The organism is Streptomyces sp. P9-2 (assembly GCF_051903975.1).
Taxonomy (GTDB): Bacteria; Actinomycetota; Actinomycetes; order Streptomycetales; family Streptomycetaceae; genus Streptomyces; species Streptomyces cellulosae.
Genome location: NZ_CP192633.1, coordinates 2,381,504 through 2,402,081, shown reverse-complemented (window position 1 = coordinate 2,402,081; position 20,578 = coordinate 2,381,504). Strand labels below are relative to the sequence as shown.

Here is a 20,578-nt window from a genome sequence, read left to right as displayed (position 1 = left end):
GCCCCACCGCCCCCGTCGCAGGCGCCCGTCCCTCGGGGACTCAGGGGCGGGCCGCCGCCGGCTTCGGTTCGGCCGCCGACAGCGGCGTCGCGATGTCCTCCAGCGACCGCCGCTCCGCGTTCACCGCGAGAAGCGCCGCGACGACGCCCGCCGCGACCATCAGCCCCGCGCCGATCTGGAACGCGAGCACCGTGTCACCGACCTTGCCCGTGTTGGTCAGCTCGGCGAACAGCAGCGGGCCGCTGATGCCGCCCGCGGCGGTGCCGATCGCGTAGAAGAAGGCGATGGACATGGCCCGGGTCTCCATCGGGAAGATCTCGGAGACCGTCAGGTAGGCGCTGGACGCGCCGGCCGAGGCGAAGAACAGCACCACGCACCAGCACGCCGTCATCGTCGCCGCGGTGAGCGAGCCCCGGTCGAACAGCCAGGCCGTGCCGAACAGCAGCGCGCCCGACAGGACGTACGTACCGGAGATCATGATCCGGCGGCCGACCGTGTCGAACAGCTTGCCCAGCAGCAGCGGCCCGAGGAAGTTGCCGGCCGCGATGACGGCGAAGTAGTAGCCGGTGTGCCCGGACGGCACGTCGAAGAACTGGGTGAGGATCGCGCCGAAGCCGAAGGTGATCGCGTTGTAGAGGAACGCCTGCCCGATGAACAGGGCGAAGCCGAGCGTGGAGCGCCTGCGGTAGCGGGCGAAGACGGTGCGGGCGATCTCGGTGAACGTGGTACGGCTGCGCTGGTGGATCGTCATCTCGTCCTCGGCGGGCGGCAGTTCCCTGCCCCCGTCGGCCGTGACACGCTTCTCGATACCGGCGACGATCCGCTCGGCCTCCTCGTGCCGGCCGTGGATCAGCAGCCACCGCGGGCTCTCCGGGACGTGCCGCCGTACGAGCAGGATGGCCAGGGAGAGGACCGCGCCCAGGGCGAAGGTGAGGCGCCAGCCGACGTCGGCCGGGAAGATCGAGGTGTCCAGGGCGACGATCGACAGCAGCGCCCCGGCGACCGCGCCGAGCCAGTAGCTGCCGTTGATCAGCAGGTCCACGCGGCCCCGGTACTGCGCCGGGATCAGCTCGTCGATCGCGGAGTTGATGGCCGCGTACTCGCCGCCGATGCCGAAGCCGGTGAGGAAGCGGAAGAGGAAGAACCACCAGGTGTCGAAGGACAGCGCGGTCATCGCCGTCGCGCCCAGGTAGACGGCCAGGGTGATCAGGAACAGCTTCTTGCGGCCGTAGATGTCGGTGAGCCGCCCCCAGAAGAGGGCGCCCAGGCAGGCGCCCGTGACGTAGAGGGCGGCGGAGATGCCGGTGACCTCGCCGGAGGTGATGGGCAGTCCGCTGCCGGGCTCGGACAGGCGGGCCGCGATGTTGCCGACGACGGTGACTTCCATCCCGTCGAGGATCCATACGGTGCCGAGGCCGATGACGACGGACCAGTGCCACCGCGACCACGGCAGGCGGTCCAGGCGGGCGGGGATTCTGGTGGTGACGGTGCGTCCGGTCCCGGACTGCGCGGTGGCCATGGGCTCCCTCCTCGACGAAGTGAACCTCGTGTGCCCCGCGCCCGCCGGTTTCACGCCCGGCCGGTTCGCGGCCGGTACGCCCGTACGTGCCCCTACGCCCCCAGCGCCCGCGACACCGTGTAGATCAGCAGGCCCGCCAGCGAGCCGACCACCGTGCCGTTGATGCGGATGAACTGCAGGTCGCGGCCGATGTTGGCCTCGATCTTCTTCGTCGTGTGCTCCGCGTCCCAGCTCGCCACCGTGTCCGTGATCAGGGACGTGATCTCCTTGCGGTAGGTCGTCACCACGTACACCGCGGCGCTCTCCAGCCAGGCGTCGACCTTGCCCTGGAGCTTCGGGTCGAGGGACATGCGGGCGCCCAGCGACAGCAGCGACGCGCGCAGGCGCAGCCGCAGCTCGCTGCGCTCGTCCTCCGCCGCCGAGACGATCATGCCCCGTACGGCCGTCCAGGCGGACGCGATCAGGTCCTGCACCTCGCTGCGGCCGAGGATGTCGCCCTTGAGGCGCTCCACGCGGGCGCGGGTGTCCGTGTCGGACTGGAGGTCGGTCGCGAAGTCCGTGAGGAAGCGGTCCAGGGCGCCGCGCGCGGGGTGGCTCGGCATGTCCCGCATCTCCGTGACGAAGCGCAGCAGCTCCTTGTAGACGCGCTCGCCGACCTTGCGGTCCACGAACTTGGGCGTCCAGCCGGGGGCGCCGCCGTGCACCGCGTCCATCACGGTGTCGCTGTGCAGGATCAGCCAGTCGTGGGCGCGGGAGACCACCACGTCCACCGCGCGTTTGTGGCCGCCGTCGGCGACGATCCGCTCCAGCATCTTGCCCATGCCGGGCGCGATCTCCTGGGTGTTGGCCCGGCGGGTGATGGCCTCCCCGACGACCGCCTGGACGTCGGAGTCGCGCAGCACGGTCAGCGCGCCGCGCAGGGCCGCCGACACCTCGGCGGTGACCCGGTCCGCGTGCTCGGGGACGGCCAGCCAGGCGCCGAGCCGGCTGCCGATGCCGACGGCCCGGAGCCGTCTGCGGACGACGTCCTCGGAGAGGAAGTTCTCCCCGACGAAGTCACCGAGGGCCGTGCCGAGCTGGTCCTTCTTGGTGGGGATGATCGCCGTGTGCGGGATGGGCAGGCCCAGCGGGTGCCGGAACAGCGCCGTGACGGCGAACCAGTCGGCCAGCGCGCCCACCATGCCCGCCTCCGCCGCCGCGGCCACGTATCCCGCCCAGGCGCCGGCGCCCTGGTGGGAGGCCCACTCGGCGAGGACGTACACGAGGGCGACGAACAGCAGCAGGCCCGTCGCCATGAGCTTCATCTGCCGCACCCCGCGCCGCTTCTCCTCGTCCGCGAGGCTGAACGTGGTCATCGCGCGGTTCGTCGCGGCACCGGTGCGGGCATGCTGCTCGGCGGCGTCCCGGTCCTCGGCGTCGCCCTCGGTACCTGCCGTCTCAGTCCGTTCCATCCGCTCCACCCGTTCGGTGATCTCTCACACATTGTCCCTTCCTGACCGACTCCTGGAACGGAACAGGAGTTCCCGGCGTCTGTCCGTGGGGGGAATGTCCAGGGACGTCACCTAGGGGTACCCCGAGCCGGCCCCGGACACCCCGGGCTGTCCGGACCGACCACCCGAAGGCCCCGCCCGGGGTCGCACCGCGGCTTGTCCGGGTCCGCCCGGATGATCTTCGGCCGCGTCCCGCACCCGGCCTCCCCCGCCCTGACCGACCATGGTGCGACGGAGCCGCGAGCGGCTCCCGCTTCCCGAGGAGAACAGAACAGCATGACCCGTGACGGGGACACGGCGGCACCGCCCCGCGCACCGCGGCACCCCGCCCCGCAGGGGCGGCCCGGACGGCACGCGGCCCTGCTCGCCGCGATGCTCGCGGCGGTCCTCGCCGTGTCCGCCGTGATCTTCGTCGGGGTGTCCGCCGACGGCCTGCGCGGGCGGACCACCCCCGCCCGGGACGGCGGCGGGGCCGGAAACCCGGTCTCGCCCGCCTCCGCCGGAACCTGGGTCACCGCCTGGGCCGCCTCACCGGGCGGCGGCGAACCCGGCACGGAGACGGCGGGGCTGGCGGGCCGGTCCGTACGCAACGTCGTCCGCACCACCGCCGGCGGCAGCCGCGCCCGCGTCACCCTGTCCAACCTCTACGGCCGCGCCCCGCTCACCCTCACGCACGCGTCGATCGCCGTCTCCGCCGACCCGGACACCGCCGCCGCGCTCGCCGGCACCATGCGGCCCCTCACCTTCGCCGGGAACCCGTCCGTCGTCGTCCCGGCGGGCGGACAGGTCGTCAGCGACGCCGTGAGCGTCCTGATCCCCCGCGACGCGCACGTGCTGATCAGCGTGTACTCCCCCGCCCCCTCCGGCCCGGTGACGTACCACAAGCACGCCCGGCAGATCTCCTGGGTCGCCGAGGGCGAGCACACCCGCGACACCACCGGTGCCGCCTACGGCGGGCAGAGCACCGTCTGGCGGTACGTCACCGCGCTGGACGTGCTCAGCGACGACTCCGAGGGCACGGTCGTCGTCCTCGGCGACTCCCTCACCGACGGCATCTCCGCGACCATGGGCGCCGACGCCCGCTGGCCCGACGTGCTCTCCGACCGGCTGCGCACGGCCCTCGCGTCCGGCCGGGACCTCCCCCGCTACAGCGTCGTCAACGCCGGGATCAGCGGGAACCGGGTCCTCGCCGACGGGCCCGGCCGGCCCCCGCGCAACCCGAGCGCGCCGCGCCGCTTCGACCGGGACGTGCTGGGCCACGCCAACGTGCGGGTCGTGGTCGTCGTGCTCGGCATCAACGACATCCTCCGCGCCCCGGACACCGCCGACCCGGAGCGGATCCTGGACGGGCTGACGGCCCTGACGGAGCGGGCGCACGCGCGGGGGCTCAAGGTCGTCGGGGCGACCCTGATGCCGTACCGCGGGCACCACGGGTACACCCCGTACGGCGAGGACGTACGGCAGCGGGTGAACGCGGAGATCCGCGACGGCGGCGTGTTCGACGAGGTCGTGGACTTCGACGAGGCGGTGCGCGACGCGTACGACCCGCGCCGCTTCCGGGCCGGCTACGACTCCGGGGACGGGCTGCACCCCAGCGACGCGGGCTACGCGCGCATGGCGGAGTCGTTCGAGCTGAAGGCGCTGAAGGGCGGGGCGCCGGCGCGGCTGTGACCGCCGCCGGGCCGGTGGGCGCGGTCAGCGGTCCTCGGGCCGCCGCTCGTGCTGCTTGTGCGGGCTGTGCAGGTTCAGCGGGTCGTGCGGTCGCCGCGACTCCTCCAGCTCACGGCGGTGCCGCTCGGCGCTGTCCAGATGCTCCTGCCGCTGCCGCTCGGCACGCTCCAGGTGCTCCCGCCGCAGCTCCTCCTTGAGCGCCTGCTTCTCCCGGCGCCGCTCCTCACGCAGCCGCTGCCGCTCCGCGCGGGGCAGTTTGCGCTGCACGCCGACGCCGCCCCAGAAGGCGAGCCCGGAGACGATCACGCGCGGGGCGCCCGGCTCCGGCGGCACGCCCTCCTCGCGGTGGTCGAAGCCGCCCATGATGCCGACGCCGCGCACCACCACCTCCACGCCCGGCGGCACGATCACGTCGACGCCGCCCATGATGGCGACGGCGTTGATGACGATCTCCCGGTCGGCGAAGTTCGCCTCGCGCAGGTCGATCTCGCCGCCGCCCCAGAAGGCGAAGCAGTTGAACCGCCGGGGCGCCGTCCACCGGCCCTTGCGCTGGAAGCCGCTCATCACGGCGACCGCCCAGGTCGACGTCCCCGAGTCGTCCCCGCCGACGATCCGGTCCGCCCAACTGCCGCTCGCCCCCGGGTCCTTCGTCAGGGAGACGGAGGGCGCGACGACCGTGCCGGACGCGGGCAGGTCGCGGGTGATGGGGGCCAGTTCCCCGTAGGTGCGCGCCTGGTAGGTGGCGTCCAGCCGCTCCTGGAACTCCTCCATGTCCAGGCGGCCCTCGGCGAGGGCGTCCCGGAGGACTTCGGCGACCCGTTCACGGTCGGCGTCGGAGGCGCGGAGGTCCGGTGCGGGTGCGTCGTCGGTCATACCCAGCAGCCTACGAGTTGTCCCCGTCACACGGCTACGAGGACTGCGGGGACCGCGAGGGCGCCCGCCCGGCGCGCTCCGCGTACATCTTCGCGATCACCGCCTCGATGTCGGGCTCCCGCACCGACAGGTCGACCAGCGGGTAGCGCCCGGCGATCCGGGTCACCAGCGCGGCCGCGGGCTCCGACGCGGGGAACGCCACCCACTGGCGGGGCCCGTCCACCCGTACCACCCGGGCGGGCGCGGGCACCTCCACCGGCGGGCAGTCCCGCTCCAGGTCCACCACCAGCGTCCGCTCGCTCTCCCCCACCTCGTGCAGCCCGGCGAGCGCCCCGTCGTACACCAGCCGGCCCTGGTCGATGACCATCACGCGGGAGCAGACCTGCTCGATGTCCTGGAGGTCGTGCGTGGTCAGCAGGACCGTCGTGTCGCGTTCGGCGTTCACCTGGCGCAGGAACTCCCGCACGCGGGTCTTGGAGACGACGTCCAGGCCGATCGTCGGCTCGTCCAGGTACAGCACCTCCGGGTCGTGCAGCAGCGCCGCCACGATGTCCCCGCGCATCCGCTGCCCCAGCGACAGCTGCCGCACCGGCACCTCCAACAGGTCGCCCAGATCGAGCAGTTCGACCAGCCGGGCCAGGTTCTCCCGGTAGCGGGCGTCCGGGATGCGGTACATGCGGTGCATCAGCTTGTACGAGTCGATCAGCGGAAGGTCCCACCACAGGGTCGTGCGCTGCCCGAACACCACCCCTATCCGGTGCGCCAGCCGCGTCCGCTCCCGCGACGGGTCGATCCCCGCCACCCGCAGCCGGCCCCCGCTCGGCGTAAGGATGCCCGTCAGCATCTTGATCGTCGTCGACTTCCCGGCGCCGTTCGGCCCGATGTAGCCGACCATCTCGCCGCGCGCCACCGTGAAGGAGATCGAGTCCACCGCCCGCACCTGGTGCCGCTCCCGCCGCAGCAGCCCCTTGCGCCGGCGCACGTCGAAGACCTTCTCGACCCCGTCCACCTCGATGAACGCGTCTCCGGACCCCGCTGCCGTTTCCATCCGCCCGCTCAACTCCCCACGCTCCTGTACGCCCTGAGTCCCGTCCGCCACGCCAGCCCCGCCAGCCCGCAGCACACGGCCGCCACCAGCGGCGACGCGAACGCCACCCACCCCGGCAGCTCCAGCGGATACGGGCGCCCCAGGACGTGCGCGGCGGGCACCCAGTTCACGAAGGCCAGCGGCAGCACGAACGTCACCCCGCGCACCAGGTCCTTCCCGAACACCGCCGGCGGGTACTGCAGCATCGTCGTCCCGCCGTACGTGAACGCGTTCTGCACCTCCGCCGCGTCCTGTGCGTAGATCTGGAACGCCGCGCCCGCCACGAACACCGCCACGAAGATCGCGGCGCCCGACACCACCATCAGCGGCACCAGCAGCACCTTCGCCACCGTCCAGTCGACGTCAGCCGCCACCAGCGCCCAGCCCAGCACCGCCCCGCCCTGCGCGATCCGCCCCAGGCGGCGCAGCGAGAAACGGTCCCCGCCGACCTGAGCGAGCACCGGCACCGGACGCACCAGCAGCACGTCGAAGGATCCGTCCCGGATCCGCGTGCCGAGGTGCGGCATCGACCCCGCCGCGAGATGCGCCAGCCCGAACGACGTCACCGACGCCGCGTACAGGAACGCCACCTCGGGCAGCGACCAGCCTGCCAGCGAGTCGACCTGCGAGAACATCAGCAGAATCCCGACGAAGTCCATCCCCGTCAGCACCAGGTTGCCGAACAGGGTGAAGACGAACGACGTCCGGTAGGTCATCCCGGACCGCACCCACATCCCGGCGATCATCCGGTACGCCCGCAGCCCCTCGGGCACCGCTCCGCGTTCAGCCACCCTGCACCACCACCCGGCGCGTCGCCGCCGCCTGCACCAGCCGGCCCGCCGCGAGCAGCAGCACCGCCCACATCGCCTGGAACGCGAGCGCCCCCGCCACGGCCGTCTCCCCCATCAGCACGTCCGCCGGGACCTGCAGCTGCGCCGCCCACGGCAGCGCCCGCGCCACCTCCCCGAACCCGCCGGGGAAGACGTTCAGCGGCAGCACCATGCCCGAGAAGAACACCCCGAGGATCATCATCAGCTGGCTCACGCCCGTGCCGTCCAGCAGCCAGAACACGCTCAGCGCCATCAGATAGCGGATGCCGAAGCTCACCAGCGCCGCCAGCGTCAGCGCCACCGCGAACCACACCCACGTGTCGAAGCGTGTGGGCAGCGCCGTCGGGAAGAACAGCCCGCCCACCAGGAACGGCACCACCCCGCGCCCCAGCAGCTGGAACGCCGCCCGGCCGAGGTCACCTGCCAGCCACCAGAGCTGCAGATCCGCCGGCCGGTACAGGTCCACCGCGATCTCGCCGGAGCGGATCCGCTCCATCAGCTCCGCCTCGACGCCCCCGCCCTGGATCGCCAGCGCCGCGAACAGGCACTGGCCCAGCCACACGTACGTCACCGCCTGCGCCTGGTCGTACCCGCCGAGGCCCGGACGCTCGTCCCACAGCGCCAGATACGTGTACACGAGGATCAGCCCGAACACCGTGTTGGTGAACACCCCGGCCGCGGTCGCCGCCCGGTACGACGCGTACCGCCGGAACCCCCGGGCCGCCACGGCCAGGTACAACCGTGCCGAACCCACCGTTTCCCTCCCCTCACCGCCGCGACACCGAAGCGCAGGAGCCTATTGCGCGCGGCGGATGCGCCGCCACGGGTTTTCCGGCCCGTCCTCCGGTCAGGTGAACACCCGGCGCGGCCGTGCGGCGGGAGCCGCAGGGTGCACGACGCGCGTCGCCGCCCGGCGAACGCGGCGACGGATGCGACAGTCTTCAATAAGAGGCACGCACGGGGCGTACGCGCACAGAAGACGCGTACGCCCATGCATGAGGCGTACGGGAACGAACGAGGCGAATCAGGAGTCCGTGCACGACATGAGCGACGAGCCGCAGCCGAAGAAGCCCCGCCCGGGCTGGGCATCGCACGAGCCTCAGGCGGCCGACACGCCCGACGACGCCCGGGACGACACCCGGACGGACGAAGCCGCCCTCCCACGATCGGATGAATTCGACGGGGAACCCGGCGGGAAGGACGGGACCGGCTCAGCCCCCGCGCAATCCGGCGGTTCAGCGAAGGTCGGCGTCTCCGCGAAGAAGGCCGCCCGCGAGGAACGCCGGGCCGCCCTGAAGGCCCGCCGCACCGGCTGGCGCCGCCTCGTCCCCACCTGGCGCATGGTCGCCGGCGCGTTCCTCGTCACCGCCGTGCTCCTCGTCGGCGGCTTCCTCCTCGGCTACGCCCTCGTCCAGATCCCCGCCGCCAACGCCCTCGCCACCCAGCAGGCCAACGTCTACCTCTACGCCGACGGCACCGTCATCGCCCGCGACGGCGAGGTCAACCGGGAGAACGTCACGCTCTCCCAGATCTCCGAGGACGCCCAGCACGCCGTCCTCGCCGCCGAGGACCGCGACTTCTACACCGAGTCCGCCGTCGACCCCCAGGCCATGGTCCGCGGGGCCTGGAACACCGTCACCGGCAAGGGCAAGCAGTCCGGGTCCACCATCACCCAGCAGTACGTGAAGAACTACTACCTGCGCCAGGAGCAGACCGTCACCCGCAAGGTGAAGGAGTTCTTCATCGCCATCAAGCTGGACCGCAACCAGTCCAAGGACGAGATCCTCGAGGGCTACCTCAACACCAGCTTCTTCGGCCGCGGCGCCTACGGCATCCAGGCCGCCGCCCATGCCTACTACGACATGGACGCCTCCGAACTCGACGCCGGCCGCGCCGCCTACCTCGCCGCCCTCGTCAACGCCCCCAGCCAGTACGACGTGATCGCCCACCCCGAGAACCGCGGCTTCGTCGAGAAGCGCTGGAACTACGTCCTCGACGGCATGGTCGACGAAGGGTGGCTCGACCCGGCCGAACGCGCCCGCCTCACCTTCCCCGTGCCCAAGCGGACCACCCACTCCACCGGCATGTCCGGGCAGCGCGGCTACATCGTCAACATCGTCAAGCAGCACCTCACCGACAACAAGATCGTCGACGAGGCCGCCCTCGACGCCGGCGGCTACCGCATCACCACCACCCTGCAGAAGAGCAAGCAGGACGCCTTCGTCGAGTCCGTCAACGACAACCTCATGGACCGGCTCGACAAGAAGAACCGCAAGGTCGACACCTACGTCCGCGCCGGCGGCGCCTCCGTCGAACCCAAGACCGGCAAGGTCGTGGCGATGTACAACGGCATCGACTACGTCAAGCAGTACACCCCCAACGCCACCCGCCGGGACTTCCAGGTCGGCTCCAGCTTCAAGCCGTTCGTCCTCACCGCCGCCGTCGAGAACGGCTCCCGCACCCAGGACGGCCGCCGCATCACCCCCCAGACCCGCTACGACGGCACCAGCGAACGCCCCGTCCAGGGCTGGGCGGGACCCCGCTACGCGCCCGAGAACGAGGACCACGAGGACTACGGCGACATCACCGTCAGCGAGGCCACCGACAAGTCCGTCAACGCCGTCTACGCCCAGATGGCCGTCGACGTCGGCCCCGACAAGGTCCGCGAGACCGCCGTCGCCCTCGGCCTCTCCCCCGACACGCCCGACCTCGACGGCGGCGGACCCTCCATCGCCCTCGGCGTCGCCAACGCCAGCGTCCTCGACATGGCGCAGGCGTACGCGACCCTCGCCAACCACGGCAAGCACACCCCGTACACCCTCGTCGAGAAGATCACCCAGAACGGCCGCGACATCGCCCTCCCCGAGCGGCGCACCCGGCAGGCCGTCAGCCGCGAGGCCGCCGACACCACCACGTCCGTCCTCAAGGGCGTCGTCGAGAAGGGCACCGCCACCGCCGCCCAGACCTCCGGACGCCCCGCCGCCGGCAAGACCGGCACCGCCGAGGAGGACACCGCGGCCTGGTTCGCCGGCTACACCCCCGACCTCGCCACCGTCGTCGCCGTCATGGGCCAGGACCCCGTCACCGCGGGACACAAGTCCCTCTACGGCGCGATGGGCCTGCCCCGCGTGAACGGCGGCGGCGCCCCCGCCGAGATCTGGGGCCAGTACACCAGCGACGCCCTCAAGGGCGTGCCCGTCAGCTCCTTCAGCCTGCGGCTCCAGCCCGGCGCCAACGAGAGCCAGCCCCCGGCCCCCGACTCCAGCGGCGGGCCGTCCTCCTCCGACGGCCCGTCCTCCTCCGCCGGCGACGACGCCGACGGCACCGACGACGGGGACACCGACGGCGGCACCCCCGAGGACGGCGGCAGCAGCACCGGCGAGGAGGACGGCACGGAGAGCGAGGGCCAGGACTCCACCGGAGGCACCGCCACCGGCTCCCCCACCGGCGGCCAGACCGGCGACACCGGCGACGGCGCAGGCACCGGCACGGACGGCACGGACACAGGCGGCGGCGGGAACACCGACGACGGCGGCTCCAACCGCGACGAACTCCCCGGCCCCGGCGGACTCAGCGGCGCCCTCGACGGACGCCGCTGGAACTAGACGCCGCCTGGTGTCCGGGGGTGGCCTTCTAGTGACCCGAGGTGGCCTTCAGACCCACCACGGCGACCAGCAGCAGCGAGATGAAGAAGATCCGGGCGGCGGTCACCGGCTCACCCAGCACCACCATGCCCAGCACCGCCGCCCCGGCCGCGCCGATCCCCACCCACACGCCGTACGCCGTCCCGATCGGCAGCGTCCGCGCCGCGTACGACAGCAGCAGCATGCTCGTGACGATGCCGGCGCCCGTCAGCACACTCGGCCACAGACGGGTGAAACCGTCCGTGTACTTCATGCCGACCGACCAGCCGACCTCCAGCAGACCGGCGACCACCAGCAGAACCCAGGCCATGACGACACCTCCGGGACACGACAGCGAAACGGGGGTGCGTCGTCTTTGCCTTCACCCCGGTACGGCGCGTCTCGTCGGGGCCCGCACGGCGGAACCGCACAGGACCTCCCACGGTAGCCGACCACGCGCGAAGGGCCGGTGACGGCTGTCACCGGCCCTCCTGTCCACGAGGAAACGCGGACTACAGATACAGCCCGGTCGAGTCCTCCGCCCCCTCGAACCGGTCCGCGGCCACCGCGTGCAGATCGCGCTCACGCATCAGCACGTACGCCGTCCCGCGCACCTCGACCTCCGCCCGGTCCTCCGGGTCGAACAGCACCCGGTCACCGGGCTCCACCGTCCGCACGTTCTGCCCCACCGCGACCACCTCGGCCCAGGCCAGCCGGCGGCCCACCGCCGCCGTCGCGGGAATCAGAATGCCGCCCCCCGAACGCCGCTCGCCCTCACCGGTCTCCTGCCGCACGAGCACACGGTCGTGCAGCATCCGGATCGGCAGCTTGTCGTGCTGGGAACTGTCGTTTCTGTTGGCGCTCACAGCCTGAAACCTACCTGCCTCGACGACGGACGCACGCGGGAGGGGGACCCGTCCGAGGGCACCTCAGCGCCGCCGCTTACGGGTACCCAGGGCCAGCAGACCCACGACCCCCACCACCAGCAGCCCCACCGGGATCACCCGCTCCAGCCGCGGCGACCCCGTCTCGTCCACGAACTGCGCCTTCACATCGCTCACCACACGGTTGACGCCCACATAGGCGCGCCCCAGCGTGTGGTCCACGTTCGACACGACCCTGGCCTTCGCGTCCCCCACGATCGTCTTCGGGTGCACCCGCACCCCGATCTCGTCCAGGGTCTCGGCCAGCACCGCACGGCGACGCGCGATGTCCGCCTCGATCTGCGCCGGGGTCCTGGTGTCCGCCGTGTCCGCCACCGTGTCGCCTCCACGATCCGCTGTGTTGCCTGTGCCGGACAGTCTGTCAGCTTCAGGCCGCGCCGCACTGTCAGGACCCCCGGTTACCCTCGATCCCGGCACCCGATCCACGCAGTGCACGTAAGAGGAGACGAGACCCATGAGCGCACGCCTCACGCCCGGGGACGAGGCCCCCGCCTTCACCCTGCCCGACGCCGACGGCAACGAGGTGTCGCTGGCCGACCACAAGGGCCGCAAGGTCATCGTCTACTTCTACCCGGCGGCGCTGACGCCCGGCTGCACCAAGCAGGCGTGCGACTTCACCGACAACCTCGACGTGCTGGCCGGGGCGGGGTACGACGTGATCGGCATCTCCCCGGACGCCCCGGAGAAGCTCGCGAAGTTCCGCGAGAAGGAGAACCTGAAGGTCACCCTGCTCGCCGACCCGGACAAGAAGGTCCTGGACGCGTACGGCGCGTACGGCGAGAAGAAGAACTACGGCAAGACCTACATGGGCGTCATCCGCTCCACGATCGTCGTCGACGAGCAGGGCAAGGTCGAACACGCCCTCTACAACGTCCGCGCGACGGGCCACGTGGCCAAGATCATCAAGGACCTGGGCATCTGACCCGGCTCCTCTTTCGGAACGGCCTGTACCGGGGTGCCGGTACAGGCCGTTCCGCTTTCCGTGCGTGACCGTCCGATATCCGGTTCGTTGCTCCGTACGAGACCACGAACACGTGGCCGGACGACGGAGGGGATCGGTGGGGGCGAGCGTGTACACGAAGGAACGGCTGGAGGAAGCCGCCCGGGAAGCACGGACGCTGTCGGAGGCACTGGTGCGGCTGGGGTGGATCCGAGGAGTTCGACACGGCGGTACGTGCTGACCCGCATGAAGCGGCTCGGCGTCGACACCTCTCACTTCCAGCGGGAAGGTGTGAAATGGACGCCGGAGATCCTCCGGGAGGCGGTCGCGGCGTCGACGAACATGTGCGAGGTGCTGCGCCGCCTGGGACTTGAGGTGGTCGGCGGGCACCACACGCACATCAGCCGCAGGATCAAGGCGTACGGCATCGACACGTCGCACTTCCGGACGCCGACCCGGCGTGGCATTCCCCGGCAGCGGAGGACACCCGAGACCGTACTGCGGCACTCAGCGCGCCCTCCTTCGTCGTCGGGTCGCCGAGGAGAACCTCTCGACGGCCCACTTCCTGGGGCAGGCCCACCAGCGGGGCAAGCCGGGTACGACCCCGCTCAGGCCGCCCGAGGACATCCTGGTCAAGCACGACGGCAGTCGCCGGACCCGCACCGTGCTGCTACGCCGGGCGCTACTCGAAGTCGGCGTACCGAACGAGTGCGCCGAATGCGGTACGGGGCCCGAGTGGCTCGGCAAGCCGATGATCCTGGAGATCGATCACATCAACGGGGACTGGAGCGACGACCGCAGGGACAATTTGCGCCTGCTCTGCCCCAATTGTCACTCGACGACAGACACATGGTGCCGCGGAGGCCAGCGACAGCGGACGTCCGCCCAGTAAAGTGGATCCGTGCTTGCGCCCGTACGCCAACGGCGAGCGGCGACCTTTAGGTGGTCGTGTTTGTCGGTTCGAATCCGACCGGGCGTACACGAGGAGGGGGCCTGTCTCGAAAGAGGCAGGCCCCCTTACTGCACTAGCCCAACAGCTCCCTGACCACCGGCACCAGCCCCCGGAACGCCTTCCCCCGGTGGCTGATCGCGTTCTTCTCCTCCGGGGTCAGCTCCGCGCACGTCCGCGTCTCGCCCTCCGGCTGGAGGATCGGGTCGTAGCCGAAGCCGTTCGTGCCGGCGGGGGCGTGGCGGAGGGTGCCGTTGAGGCGGCCCTCGACGACCCGTTCCGTGCCGTCCGGCAGCGCGAGGGCCGCGGCGCAGGCGAAGTACGCGCCGCGGTGTTCGTCGGCGATGTCGGCGAGCTGGGCGAGGAGGAGGTCGAGGTTGGCCTTGTCGTCTCCGTGGGTGCCGGCCCAGCGGGCGGAGAAGATGCCGGGGGCGCCGCCGAGGACGTCGACGCAGAGGCCGGAGTCGTCGGCGACGGCGGGCAGGCCGGTGGCCTGGGCCAGGGCGTGGGCCTTGAGGAGGGCGTTCTCGGCGAAGGTGACGCCGGTTTCCTTGACGTCGGGGACGTCGGGGTAGGCGTCGGCGCCGACGAGTTCGTGGGGCAGGCCCGCGTCGGCGAGGATCGAGCGGAGCTCGGTGATCTTTCCGGCGTTGCGGGTGGCGAGGATCAGGCGGGTCATGGGCCCAGTATCCCCGGGCCCATGACGGGCGCCGTCGTTACGGGGTGCAGACCTTGGTGAGTTCGCCGGCCGCGTCGGTGACGGGCTTGAGGTCGGGGGTGGTGTCGCCGTTGTCGACGGAGGTGCGGACGTTGTCGACGGCCTTCTCGAGGTCGTCGACGGCCTTGCTGACGTCGGCGTTGTCGGTCTGGTCGCGGAGTTCGCCGAGGTTCTTGTCGACGGAGTCGAGTGCTTCCTCGAGCTGGGTGACGTCGTTGGAGGCGTTCTCGACGGCCTGCTGCATGTCGGCGACGCTCTCGGCGACGGCGTCGGCGGTGCGGACGCAGTCGAGTGCCTTGTCGACGGCGGAGCAGCCGGTGGTGAGTCCGGCGGTCAGCGCGACGGCTGCCAGGGTGGCGGCGACGGCTGAGGTGCGGCGTCGGCGGCTCGCTGCCATGGGTGGTTCCCTCCCTCGTCGGGCCGGTGGGGCCCGGTGTGTCGGCGGGGCGCGCGGGGGGTGCCCGTGCGCCCGTATCCCTTCAGACGCGGCGGTGGCCGGCGCGGTTGCTCGCGCCGGCCCTGCTTCTTGGGGTGCCCTTTACCTTTGGAGGAGGATATCGAGTGCGGTGCGCTGGGCGGCGGCGAGTTGGGTGCATCCGGTGACGGCGAGGTCGAGGAGGGCGTCGAGTTCGGCGCGGGCGAAGGGTTCGGCCTCGGCGGTGCCCTGGACCTCGACGAAGCGGCCGTCGCCGGTGCAGACGACGTTCATGTCGGTGTCGGCGCGGACGTCCTCCTCGTAGCAGAGGTCGAGGAGGGGGACGCCGGCGACGATGCCGACGGAGACGGCGGCGACGGTGCCGGTCAAGGGCTTGCGGCCGGGCTTGACGAGTTTCTTGTCCTGGGCCCAGCCGATGGCGTCGGCGAGGGCGACGTAGGCGCCGGTGATGGCGGCGGTGCGGGTGCCGCCGTCGGCCTGGAGGACGTCGCAGTCGAGGACGACGGTGTTCTCGCCGAGGGCCTTGTAGTCGATGACGGCGCGCAGGGAGCGGCCGATGAGTCGGCTGATCTCGTGGGTGCGGCCGCCGATGCGGCCGCGGACGGACTCGCGGTCGCCGCGGGTGTTGGTGGCGCGGGGAAGCATGGCGTATTCGGCGGTGACCCAGCCCTCGCCGCTGCCCTTGCGCCACCGGGGGACGCCTTCGGTGACGGAGGCGGTGCAGAGGACCTTGGTGTCGCCGAAGGAGACGAGGACGGAGCCTTCGGCGTGTTTGCTCCAGCCGCGTTCGATGGTGACGGGGCGGAGCTGTTCGGGGGTGCGGCCGTCGATGCGAGACATGGCGCTGAGCCTAGCCGTAGACGCGGCGGGGCCCTTCCCCGTGCTGGGGGAAGGGCCCGTGTGCGGTGGCGGCCCGCGGGGCCGCGGCGCGCGCGTCAGATGTGGGGGTGGGTCACATCATGTCTTCGATCTCGGCGGCGATGGGGTCGGCGTCGGTGCCGATGACGACCTGGATGGCGCTGCCCATCTTGACGACGCCGTGGGCGCCGGCGGCCTTGAGGGCGGCGTCGTCGACCTTGGAGGGGTCCACGACCTCGGTGCGGAGGCGGGTGATGCAGCCCTCGACCTCTTCGATGTTGTCGATGCCGCCGAGCCCGGCAACGATCTTCTCAGCCTTGGTGGCCATGTTCGTTCTCCCTGATCCGAACCGCTTTGTCGCAGTAACCCACAGTTGGCCCATCTTTGCGAGCGGTCATGTCGTGGGCGCTCGATGATGGGCGTCACGACAGCGGAACCGTCCTGCCTCACTGGTCTACACCACCGGGTGGACTGCCGCCAAACCCTCTGGCCCGTCCAGCGAAGGGGACTTGATGAGTACCGAGAGCCCCGCCGGTGCCGATGCCGGGGCGAGCCCGCTGCGGGAGCGCTGGCACCGGCTGTTCCAGGGTCTGCAGAAGATGGGGCGGAGCCTGCAGTTGCCGATCGCGGTGCTGCCGGCGGCGGGCATCCTCAACCGGCTGGGGCAGCCGGACGTGTTCGGGGACGACGGTCTGGGATGGACGAACGTCTCGAAGGTGATGGCGGGGGCGGGCGGGGCGCTGCTGGACGGTTCGCTGGGGCTGCCGCTGCTGTTCTGCGTGGGTGTGGCCATCGGGATGGCGAAGAAGGCGGACGGGTCGACGGCGCTCGCGGCGGTGGCGGGGTTCCTCGTCTACTTCAATGTGCTGCGGCAGTTCCCGAAGGACTGTCCTGAGGGGTCTCAGGCGGTGCCGAACGTCGGCTGTCAGCTGGCGGACGGGACGGTGACGGCGTTCGACTACCAGAATCCGGGGGTGTTCGGGGGCATCGTCATCGGTCTGACGGCGGCGTATCTGTGGCAGCGGTTCCACCGGACGAAGCTGGTGGACTGGCTGGGCTTCTTCAACGGGCGGCGCCTGGTCCCGATCATCATGGCGTTCGCGGCGATCGTGTTCGCGGCGCTGTGCCTGTGGGTGTGGCCTCCGATCGGTGACGCGCTGGAGAGTTTCAGCGACTGGATGACAGGGCTCGGCGCGTGGGGCGCGGGTGTGTTCGGGGTCGCGAACCGGGCGTTGCTGGTGATCGGGCTGCACCAGTTCCTGAACGTGCCCATCTGGTTCCAGTTCGGCACGTACACGAAGCCGGACGGGACGGTGGTGCACGGTGACATCAACATGTTCCTGGCGGGCGACCCGGACGCGGGGCAGTTCCTGTCGGGGTTCTTCCCGATCATGATGTTCGCCCTGCCGGCGGCGGCGCTGGCGATCACGCACTGTGCGCGTCCTGACCGGCGCAAGGAGATCGGCGGTCTGATGCTGTCGGTGGCGCTGACGTCGTTCGTCACGGGCATCACGGAGCCGATCGAGTACTCGTTCCTGTTCGTCGCGCCGCTGCTGTACGCGCTGCACGCGGTGCTGACGGGTGTGTCGATGGCGGTGACGTGGGGGCTCGGGGTGCACGACGGGTTCAGCTTCTCGGCGGGTCTGATCGACTACGTCATCAACTGGAACCTGGCGACGAAGCCGTGGCTGATCATCCCGATCGGGCTGGTGTTCGCGGCGGTGTACTACGTGGTGTTCCGGTTCGCGATCACGAAGTTCGATCTGAAGACTCCGGGGCGGGAGCCGGAGGAGGAGGTGGAGGACGCGACGCGTCGCTGATCTCTTAGGCTGGTGGCGGCTGTCCGAGCCCTCGGGATCTTGAGTTCCGGGGGCTTTTCGGTGTGCTCGCGGAGGTGCCTCGTGGGCGCTTTCGTGAGGGCACGGTGCGTAGTCCTGCGGTCGCGGATTCGCGGGTTCCTTACGTGGCCTTCATCGTGCTACAACAGGTCTACACCACTAGTGGTGTAGACCACCACCGATGGAGGAAGTATGAGCACCGCCACCGACTCGGCGGCCCCCGCAAAGAAGCGGGGATCCGGCCTCTTCCAGGGCCTGCAGAAGGTCGGCCGCAGCCTTCAGCTCCCGATCGCCGTGCTGCCGGCGGCGGGCATCCTGCTGCGCCTCGGCCAGCCGGACGTGTTCGGCGCGGACGGCCTGGGCTGGGACAAGGTCGCGGCCGTCTTCGCCACCGCCGGTGGCGCCATCTTCGACAACCTGCCGATGCTGTTCTGCATCGGTGTGGCCATCGGCTTCGCCAAGAAGTCCGACGGCTCGACCGCTCTCGCCGCGCTCGTCGGCTTCCTGGTCTACAGCAACGTGCTGAAGGCCTTCCCGGTCACCGAGGCCAAGGTGCAGGACGGCGCGGACATAGCCGCGACGTACAACAACCCGGGTGTCCTCGGCGGCATCCTGATGGGTCTGCTGGCCGCGGTGCTGTGGCAGCGGTACCACCGCAAGAAGCTGGTGGACTGGCTCGGCTTCTTCAACGGCCGCCGCCTGGTCCCGATCATCATGGCCTTCGTCGGCACCCTCGTGGGCGTCTTCTTCGGCCTGGTCTGGGAGCCGATCGGCAACCTCATCTCCGACGCGGGCGAGTGGATCACCGGTCTGGGCGCCGCGGGCGCGGGTCTGTTCGGTCTGATCAACCGCGCGCTGATCCCCATCGGCATGCACCAGTTCGTGAACACCGTCTCCTGGTTCCAGATCGGTGACTTCACCAACGCGGCGGGCGAGGTCGTCCACGGCGACCTGAACCGCTTCTTCGCGGGTGACCCGGACGCCGGCCAGTTCATGTCGGGCTTCTTCCCGATCATGATGTTCGGTCTGCCGGCCGCCGCGCTCGCCATCGCGCACGCCGCCCGTCCCGAGCGCCGCAAGGCCGTGCTCGGCATGATGCTCTCGCTCGCGCTGACGTCGTTCGTGACCGGTGTGACCGAGCCGATCGAGTTCGCGTTCATGTTCATCGCCCCGGCGCTGTACGTGATCCACGCGGTGCTGACGGCGCTGTCCATGGCGATCACCTGGGCGCTCGGCGTGCACGCCGGCTTCACCTTCTCGGCGGGCTTCATCGACTACGCCCTGAACTGGAACCTGGCGACCAAGCCCTGGCTGATCATCCCGATCGGCCTGGTGTTCGCGGTGATCTACTACGTGCTCTTCCGCTTCGCCATCACCAAGTTCGACCTGCCCACCCCGGGACGTGAGCCCGAGGAGGAGCTGGAGGACGCCACCAAGGCGTAACCCCTCCCCGTACGACACGGAAGGCCCCGGAACCGCATGGCGGTTCCGGGGCCTTCCGCGTGGTGCCGCAACGTTTCGCGTGGTGCCGCAACGTTTCGCGTGGGTCCTCAGATCTCGTACGTCGCCCCCGGCGCCGCCAGCCCCACCGGGCCGTCGTACGCCGCGCGCGCGTCGGTGAGGTTGACCTGCGGGTCGGTCCACGGCGGGATGTGCGTGAGGATCAGCCGGCGGGCCCCCGCGCGGGCCGCGGACTCGCCCGCCTCGCGGCCGTTGAGGTGCAGGTCCGGGATGTTCTCCTTGCCGTGCGTGAAGGCGGCCTCGCACAGGAAGAGGTCGGAGTCCCGGGCGAGGTCGTCGAGGAGCGGGGTCGTCCCCGTGTCGCCGGAGTAGGTCAGCGTCTTCCCGCCGTGCTCGATGCGGATGCCGTACGCCTCGACCGGGTGCGCGACGCGCTCGGTGTGCACGACGAACGGGCCGATCTCGAAGGTGGACGGCTTGACCGTGTGGAAGTCGAAGACCTCGCTCATGGAGGAGGCCGAGGGGGTGTCGGCGTAGGCGGTCGTCAGCCGGTGCTCGGTGCCCTCGGGGCCGTAGACCGGCAGCGGGGCGCAGCGGCCGCCGTCGTGCCGGTAGTAACGCGCCACGAAGTAGGCGCACATGTCGATGCAGTGGTCGGCGTGCAGATGGCTGAGGAAGATCGCGTCGAGGTCGTAGAGACCGCAGTGGCGCTGCAGCTCGCCCAGGGCGCCGTTGCCCATGTCGAGGAGCAGCCGGAAGCCGTCGGCCTCGACGAGGTAGCTCGAGCAGGCCGATTCCGCGGACGGGAACGACCCCGAGCAGCCGACGACGGTGAGCTTCATGAAGCAGAAACCTCCGCTGGCGGGTGGGAGAAGACGGGGGTCGTGCGGTTTGTCGAGCGTAAGGCGCAAAACCTGCGGTCGCTCCTCCACCAGGCGCTGTTGTGGGCGAACTCACCTGTGCTGTCACCGGTTCGGCTGGAAGGGGCGCGTACCGGGGTGGGCGGGGGCGCGCGCCCTCGCTCCGCGCCGGTACGGTCTGGTCATGAACACGGCCTGGTGGCTCGCACTCGCCGCGGTGGTCCTGCTGGCCCTGGTCACCGCCCTCGTCGACGGCTGGGGCAGAGGCGGCCGCCCCCGCGGAGACCGCCGCCGGGAGCGGGAGAGGGAGCGGGAGGGGGAGGGGGAGGGGGACGCGGAGGCGGAGTGACGAAGGACGGGGAGGTCATCGCGCACTTCGACGGGCGGGGGGCGGGTCGAGATCACCCTCCGCGGCCTGCGGGTCGCGCGCGCCAAGCACGTCGAGGCGATCGCGCACGAGCTGGGTTACGCCCTGCACTCC

The 20,578-nt window shown here is 71.1% G+C and carries 20 protein-coding genes, 1 tRNA gene, 1 pseudogene and 1 riboswitch; of the genes and pseudogenes, 8 read left to right on the top strand and 14 right to left on the bottom strand.

The genetic code is table 11. From position 1 onward, the window contains the following. Positions 1–40: 40 nt before the first annotated feature. Positions 41–1,519, bottom strand: a complete 1,479-nt coding sequence (locus ACQY0Z_RS11170) for an MFS transporter (protein WP_381727072.1) — start codon at positions 1,517–1,519, stop codon at positions 41–43. 92 nt (positions 1,520–1,611) lie between these two features. Beyond that, positions 1,612–2,970, bottom strand: a complete 1,359-nt coding sequence (locus ACQY0Z_RS11165) for a DUF445 domain-containing protein (protein ID WP_439812186.1) — start codon at positions 2,968–2,970, stop codon at positions 1,612–1,614. Positions 2,971–3,285: 315 nt separating this feature from the next. Between ACQY0Z_RS11165 and ACQY0Z_RS11160 the strand changes: the two genes are divergently transcribed. After that, the gene (locus ACQY0Z_RS11160; protein ID WP_381727071.1) at positions 3,286–4,680 is read left to right on the top strand and encodes an SGNH/GDSL hydrolase family protein; all 1,395 of its coding nucleotides are present in this window, start codon (positions 3,286–3,288) and stop codon (positions 4,678–4,680) included. A 24-nt stretch (positions 4,681–4,704) separates the two neighbouring features. Here ACQY0Z_RS11160 and ACQY0Z_RS11155 read toward each other — a convergent pair whose 3' ends face one another. Genes ACQY0Z_RS11155 through ACQY0Z_RS11140 form a run of 4 tightly spaced genes read right to left on the bottom strand, consistent with a single transcriptional unit; the run spans position 4,705 to position 8,224 of the window. Continuing rightward, positions 4,705–5,553, bottom strand: a complete 849-nt coding sequence (locus ACQY0Z_RS11155) for a DUF1707 SHOCT-like domain-containing protein (RefSeq protein WP_347225430.1) — start codon at positions 5,551–5,553, stop codon at positions 4,705–4,707. Positions 5,554–5,587: 34 nt separating this feature from the next. Next, positions 5,588–6,601: an ABC transporter ATP-binding protein gene (locus ACQY0Z_RS11150; protein WP_439812185.1), complete on the bottom strand. Its 1,014-nt coding sequence runs from the start codon at positions 6,599–6,601 to the stop codon at positions 5,588–5,590. Between the two features lie 8 nt (positions 6,602–6,609). After that, positions 6,610–7,431 (bottom strand): ABC transporter permease, encoded by an 822-nt coding sequence (locus ACQY0Z_RS11145; RefSeq protein WP_266473533.1) that lies wholly within the window; start codon positions 7,429–7,431, stop codon positions 6,610–6,612. Continuing rightward, positions 7,424–8,224, bottom strand: coding sequence for an ABC transporter permease (locus ACQY0Z_RS11140; protein WP_266473535.1), 801 nt, complete (start codon positions 8,222–8,224; stop codon positions 7,424–7,426). The genes ACQY0Z_RS11145 and ACQY0Z_RS11140 overlap by 8 nt, the downstream gene beginning before the upstream one ends. A gap of 289 nt (positions 8,225–8,513) precedes the next feature. On the opposite strand from ACQY0Z_RS11140, the gene ACQY0Z_RS11135 reads away from it, so the two are divergent. After that, entirely contained in the window at positions 8,514–11,075 is a 2,562-nt protein-coding gene (locus ACQY0Z_RS11135; protein ID WP_439812184.1) for a transglycosylase domain-containing protein, read from the top strand. A gap of 28 nt (positions 11,076–11,103) precedes the next feature. Here the strand turns inward: ACQY0Z_RS11135 and ACQY0Z_RS11130 are convergent, their stop codons facing one another. From ACQY0Z_RS11130 to ACQY0Z_RS11120, 3 genes are all read right to left on the bottom strand, one after another. Then, complete coding sequence (locus ACQY0Z_RS11130; RefSeq protein ID WP_189897839.1) at positions 11,104–11,424, bottom strand: DMT family transporter; 321 nt, start codon at positions 11,422–11,424, stop codon at positions 11,104–11,106. Between the two features lie 33 nt (positions 11,425–11,457). Continuing rightward, positions 11,458–11,522, bottom strand: a riboswitch (guanidine-III (ykkC-III) riboswitch). A gap of 83 nt (positions 11,523–11,605) precedes the next feature. After that, positions 11,606–11,959, bottom strand: a complete 354-nt coding sequence (locus tag ACQY0Z_RS11125) for a GroES family chaperonin (protein WP_189897838.1) — start codon at positions 11,957–11,959, stop codon at positions 11,606–11,608. Positions 11,960–12,022: 63 nt separating this feature from the next. Then, entirely contained in the window at positions 12,023–12,352 is a 330-nt protein-coding gene (locus tag ACQY0Z_RS11120; RefSeq protein ID WP_189897836.1) for a DUF3618 domain-containing protein, read from the bottom strand. Between the two features lie 139 nt (positions 12,353–12,491). Here ACQY0Z_RS11120 and bcp point away from each other — a divergent pair, with 139 nt between their 5' ends. From bcp to ACQY0Z_RS11105, 3 genes and pseudogenes are all read left to right on the top strand, one after another. Then, complete coding sequence (gene bcp / locus ACQY0Z_RS11115) at positions 12,492–12,959, top strand: thioredoxin-dependent thiol peroxidase (RefSeq protein ID WP_019525095.1); 468 nt, start codon at positions 12,492–12,494, stop codon at positions 12,957–12,959. 136 nt (positions 12,960–13,095) lie between these two features. Continuing rightward, a pseudogene (locus ACQY0Z_RS11110) lies at positions 13,096–13,869 on the top strand (HNH endonuclease signature motif containing protein). Between the two features lie 15 nt (positions 13,870–13,884). Further along, positions 13,885–13,956: transfer RNA gene (locus tag ACQY0Z_RS11105), tRNA-Leu, on the top strand. Between the two features lie 46 nt (positions 13,957–14,002). Here the strand turns inward: ACQY0Z_RS11105 and rdgB are convergent. From rdgB to ACQY0Z_RS11085, 4 genes are all read right to left on the bottom strand, one after another. Beyond that, positions 14,003–14,605, bottom strand: coding sequence for an RdgB/HAM1 family non-canonical purine NTP pyrophosphatase (rdgB, locus tag ACQY0Z_RS11100; RefSeq protein WP_189897834.1), 603 nt, complete (start codon positions 14,603–14,605; stop codon positions 14,003–14,005). Between the two features lie 37 nt (positions 14,606–14,642). After that, entirely contained in the window at positions 14,643–15,041 is a 399-nt protein-coding gene (locus tag ACQY0Z_RS11095; RefSeq protein ID WP_189897833.1) for a hypothetical protein, read from the bottom strand. Between the two features lie 141 nt (positions 15,042–15,182). Beyond that, on the bottom strand, positions 15,183–15,920 hold the full coding sequence (rph, locus tag ACQY0Z_RS11090; RefSeq protein WP_019525090.1) for a ribonuclease PH: 738 nt from the start codon (positions 15,918–15,920) through the stop codon (positions 15,183–15,185). Positions 15,921–16,032: 112 nt separating this feature from the next. Continuing rightward, the gene (locus tag ACQY0Z_RS11085) at positions 16,033–16,266 is read right to left on the bottom strand and encodes a glucose PTS transporter subunit EIIB (RefSeq protein ID WP_006131663.1); all 234 of its coding nucleotides are present in this window, start codon (positions 16,264–16,266) and stop codon (positions 16,033–16,035) included. Between the two features lie 184 nt (positions 16,267–16,450). On the opposite strand from ACQY0Z_RS11085, the gene ACQY0Z_RS11080 reads away from it, so the two are divergent. Together ACQY0Z_RS11080 and ACQY0Z_RS11075 are read left to right on the top strand one after the other, a co-directional pair. Next, positions 16,451–17,758: a PTS transporter subunit EIIC gene (locus ACQY0Z_RS11080; RefSeq protein ID WP_347225433.1), complete on the top strand. Its 1,308-nt coding sequence runs from the start codon at positions 16,451–16,453 to the stop codon at positions 17,756–17,758. A 210-nt stretch (positions 17,759–17,968) separates the two neighbouring features. Then, a complete protein-coding gene (locus tag ACQY0Z_RS11075; protein ID WP_189897830.1) occupies positions 17,969–19,219 on the top strand; it encodes a PTS transporter subunit EIIC in 1,251 nt (416 codons plus the stop codon). Between the two features lie 107 nt (positions 19,220–19,326). Here the strand turns inward: ACQY0Z_RS11075 and ACQY0Z_RS11070 are convergent, their stop codons facing one another. After that, positions 19,327–20,079 (bottom strand): MBL fold metallo-hydrolase, encoded by a 753-nt coding sequence (locus tag ACQY0Z_RS11070; protein WP_254587562.1) that lies wholly within the window; start codon positions 20,077–20,079, stop codon positions 19,327–19,329. A 202-nt stretch (positions 20,080–20,281) separates the two neighbouring features. Here ACQY0Z_RS11070 and ACQY0Z_RS11065 point away from each other — a divergent pair, with 202 nt between their 5' ends. Next, positions 20,282–20,446, top strand: coding sequence for a hypothetical protein (locus tag ACQY0Z_RS11065; RefSeq protein ID WP_347225439.1), 165 nt, complete (start codon positions 20,282–20,284; stop codon positions 20,444–20,446). The last annotated feature ends 132 nt before the right edge of the window (positions 20,447–20,578 follow it).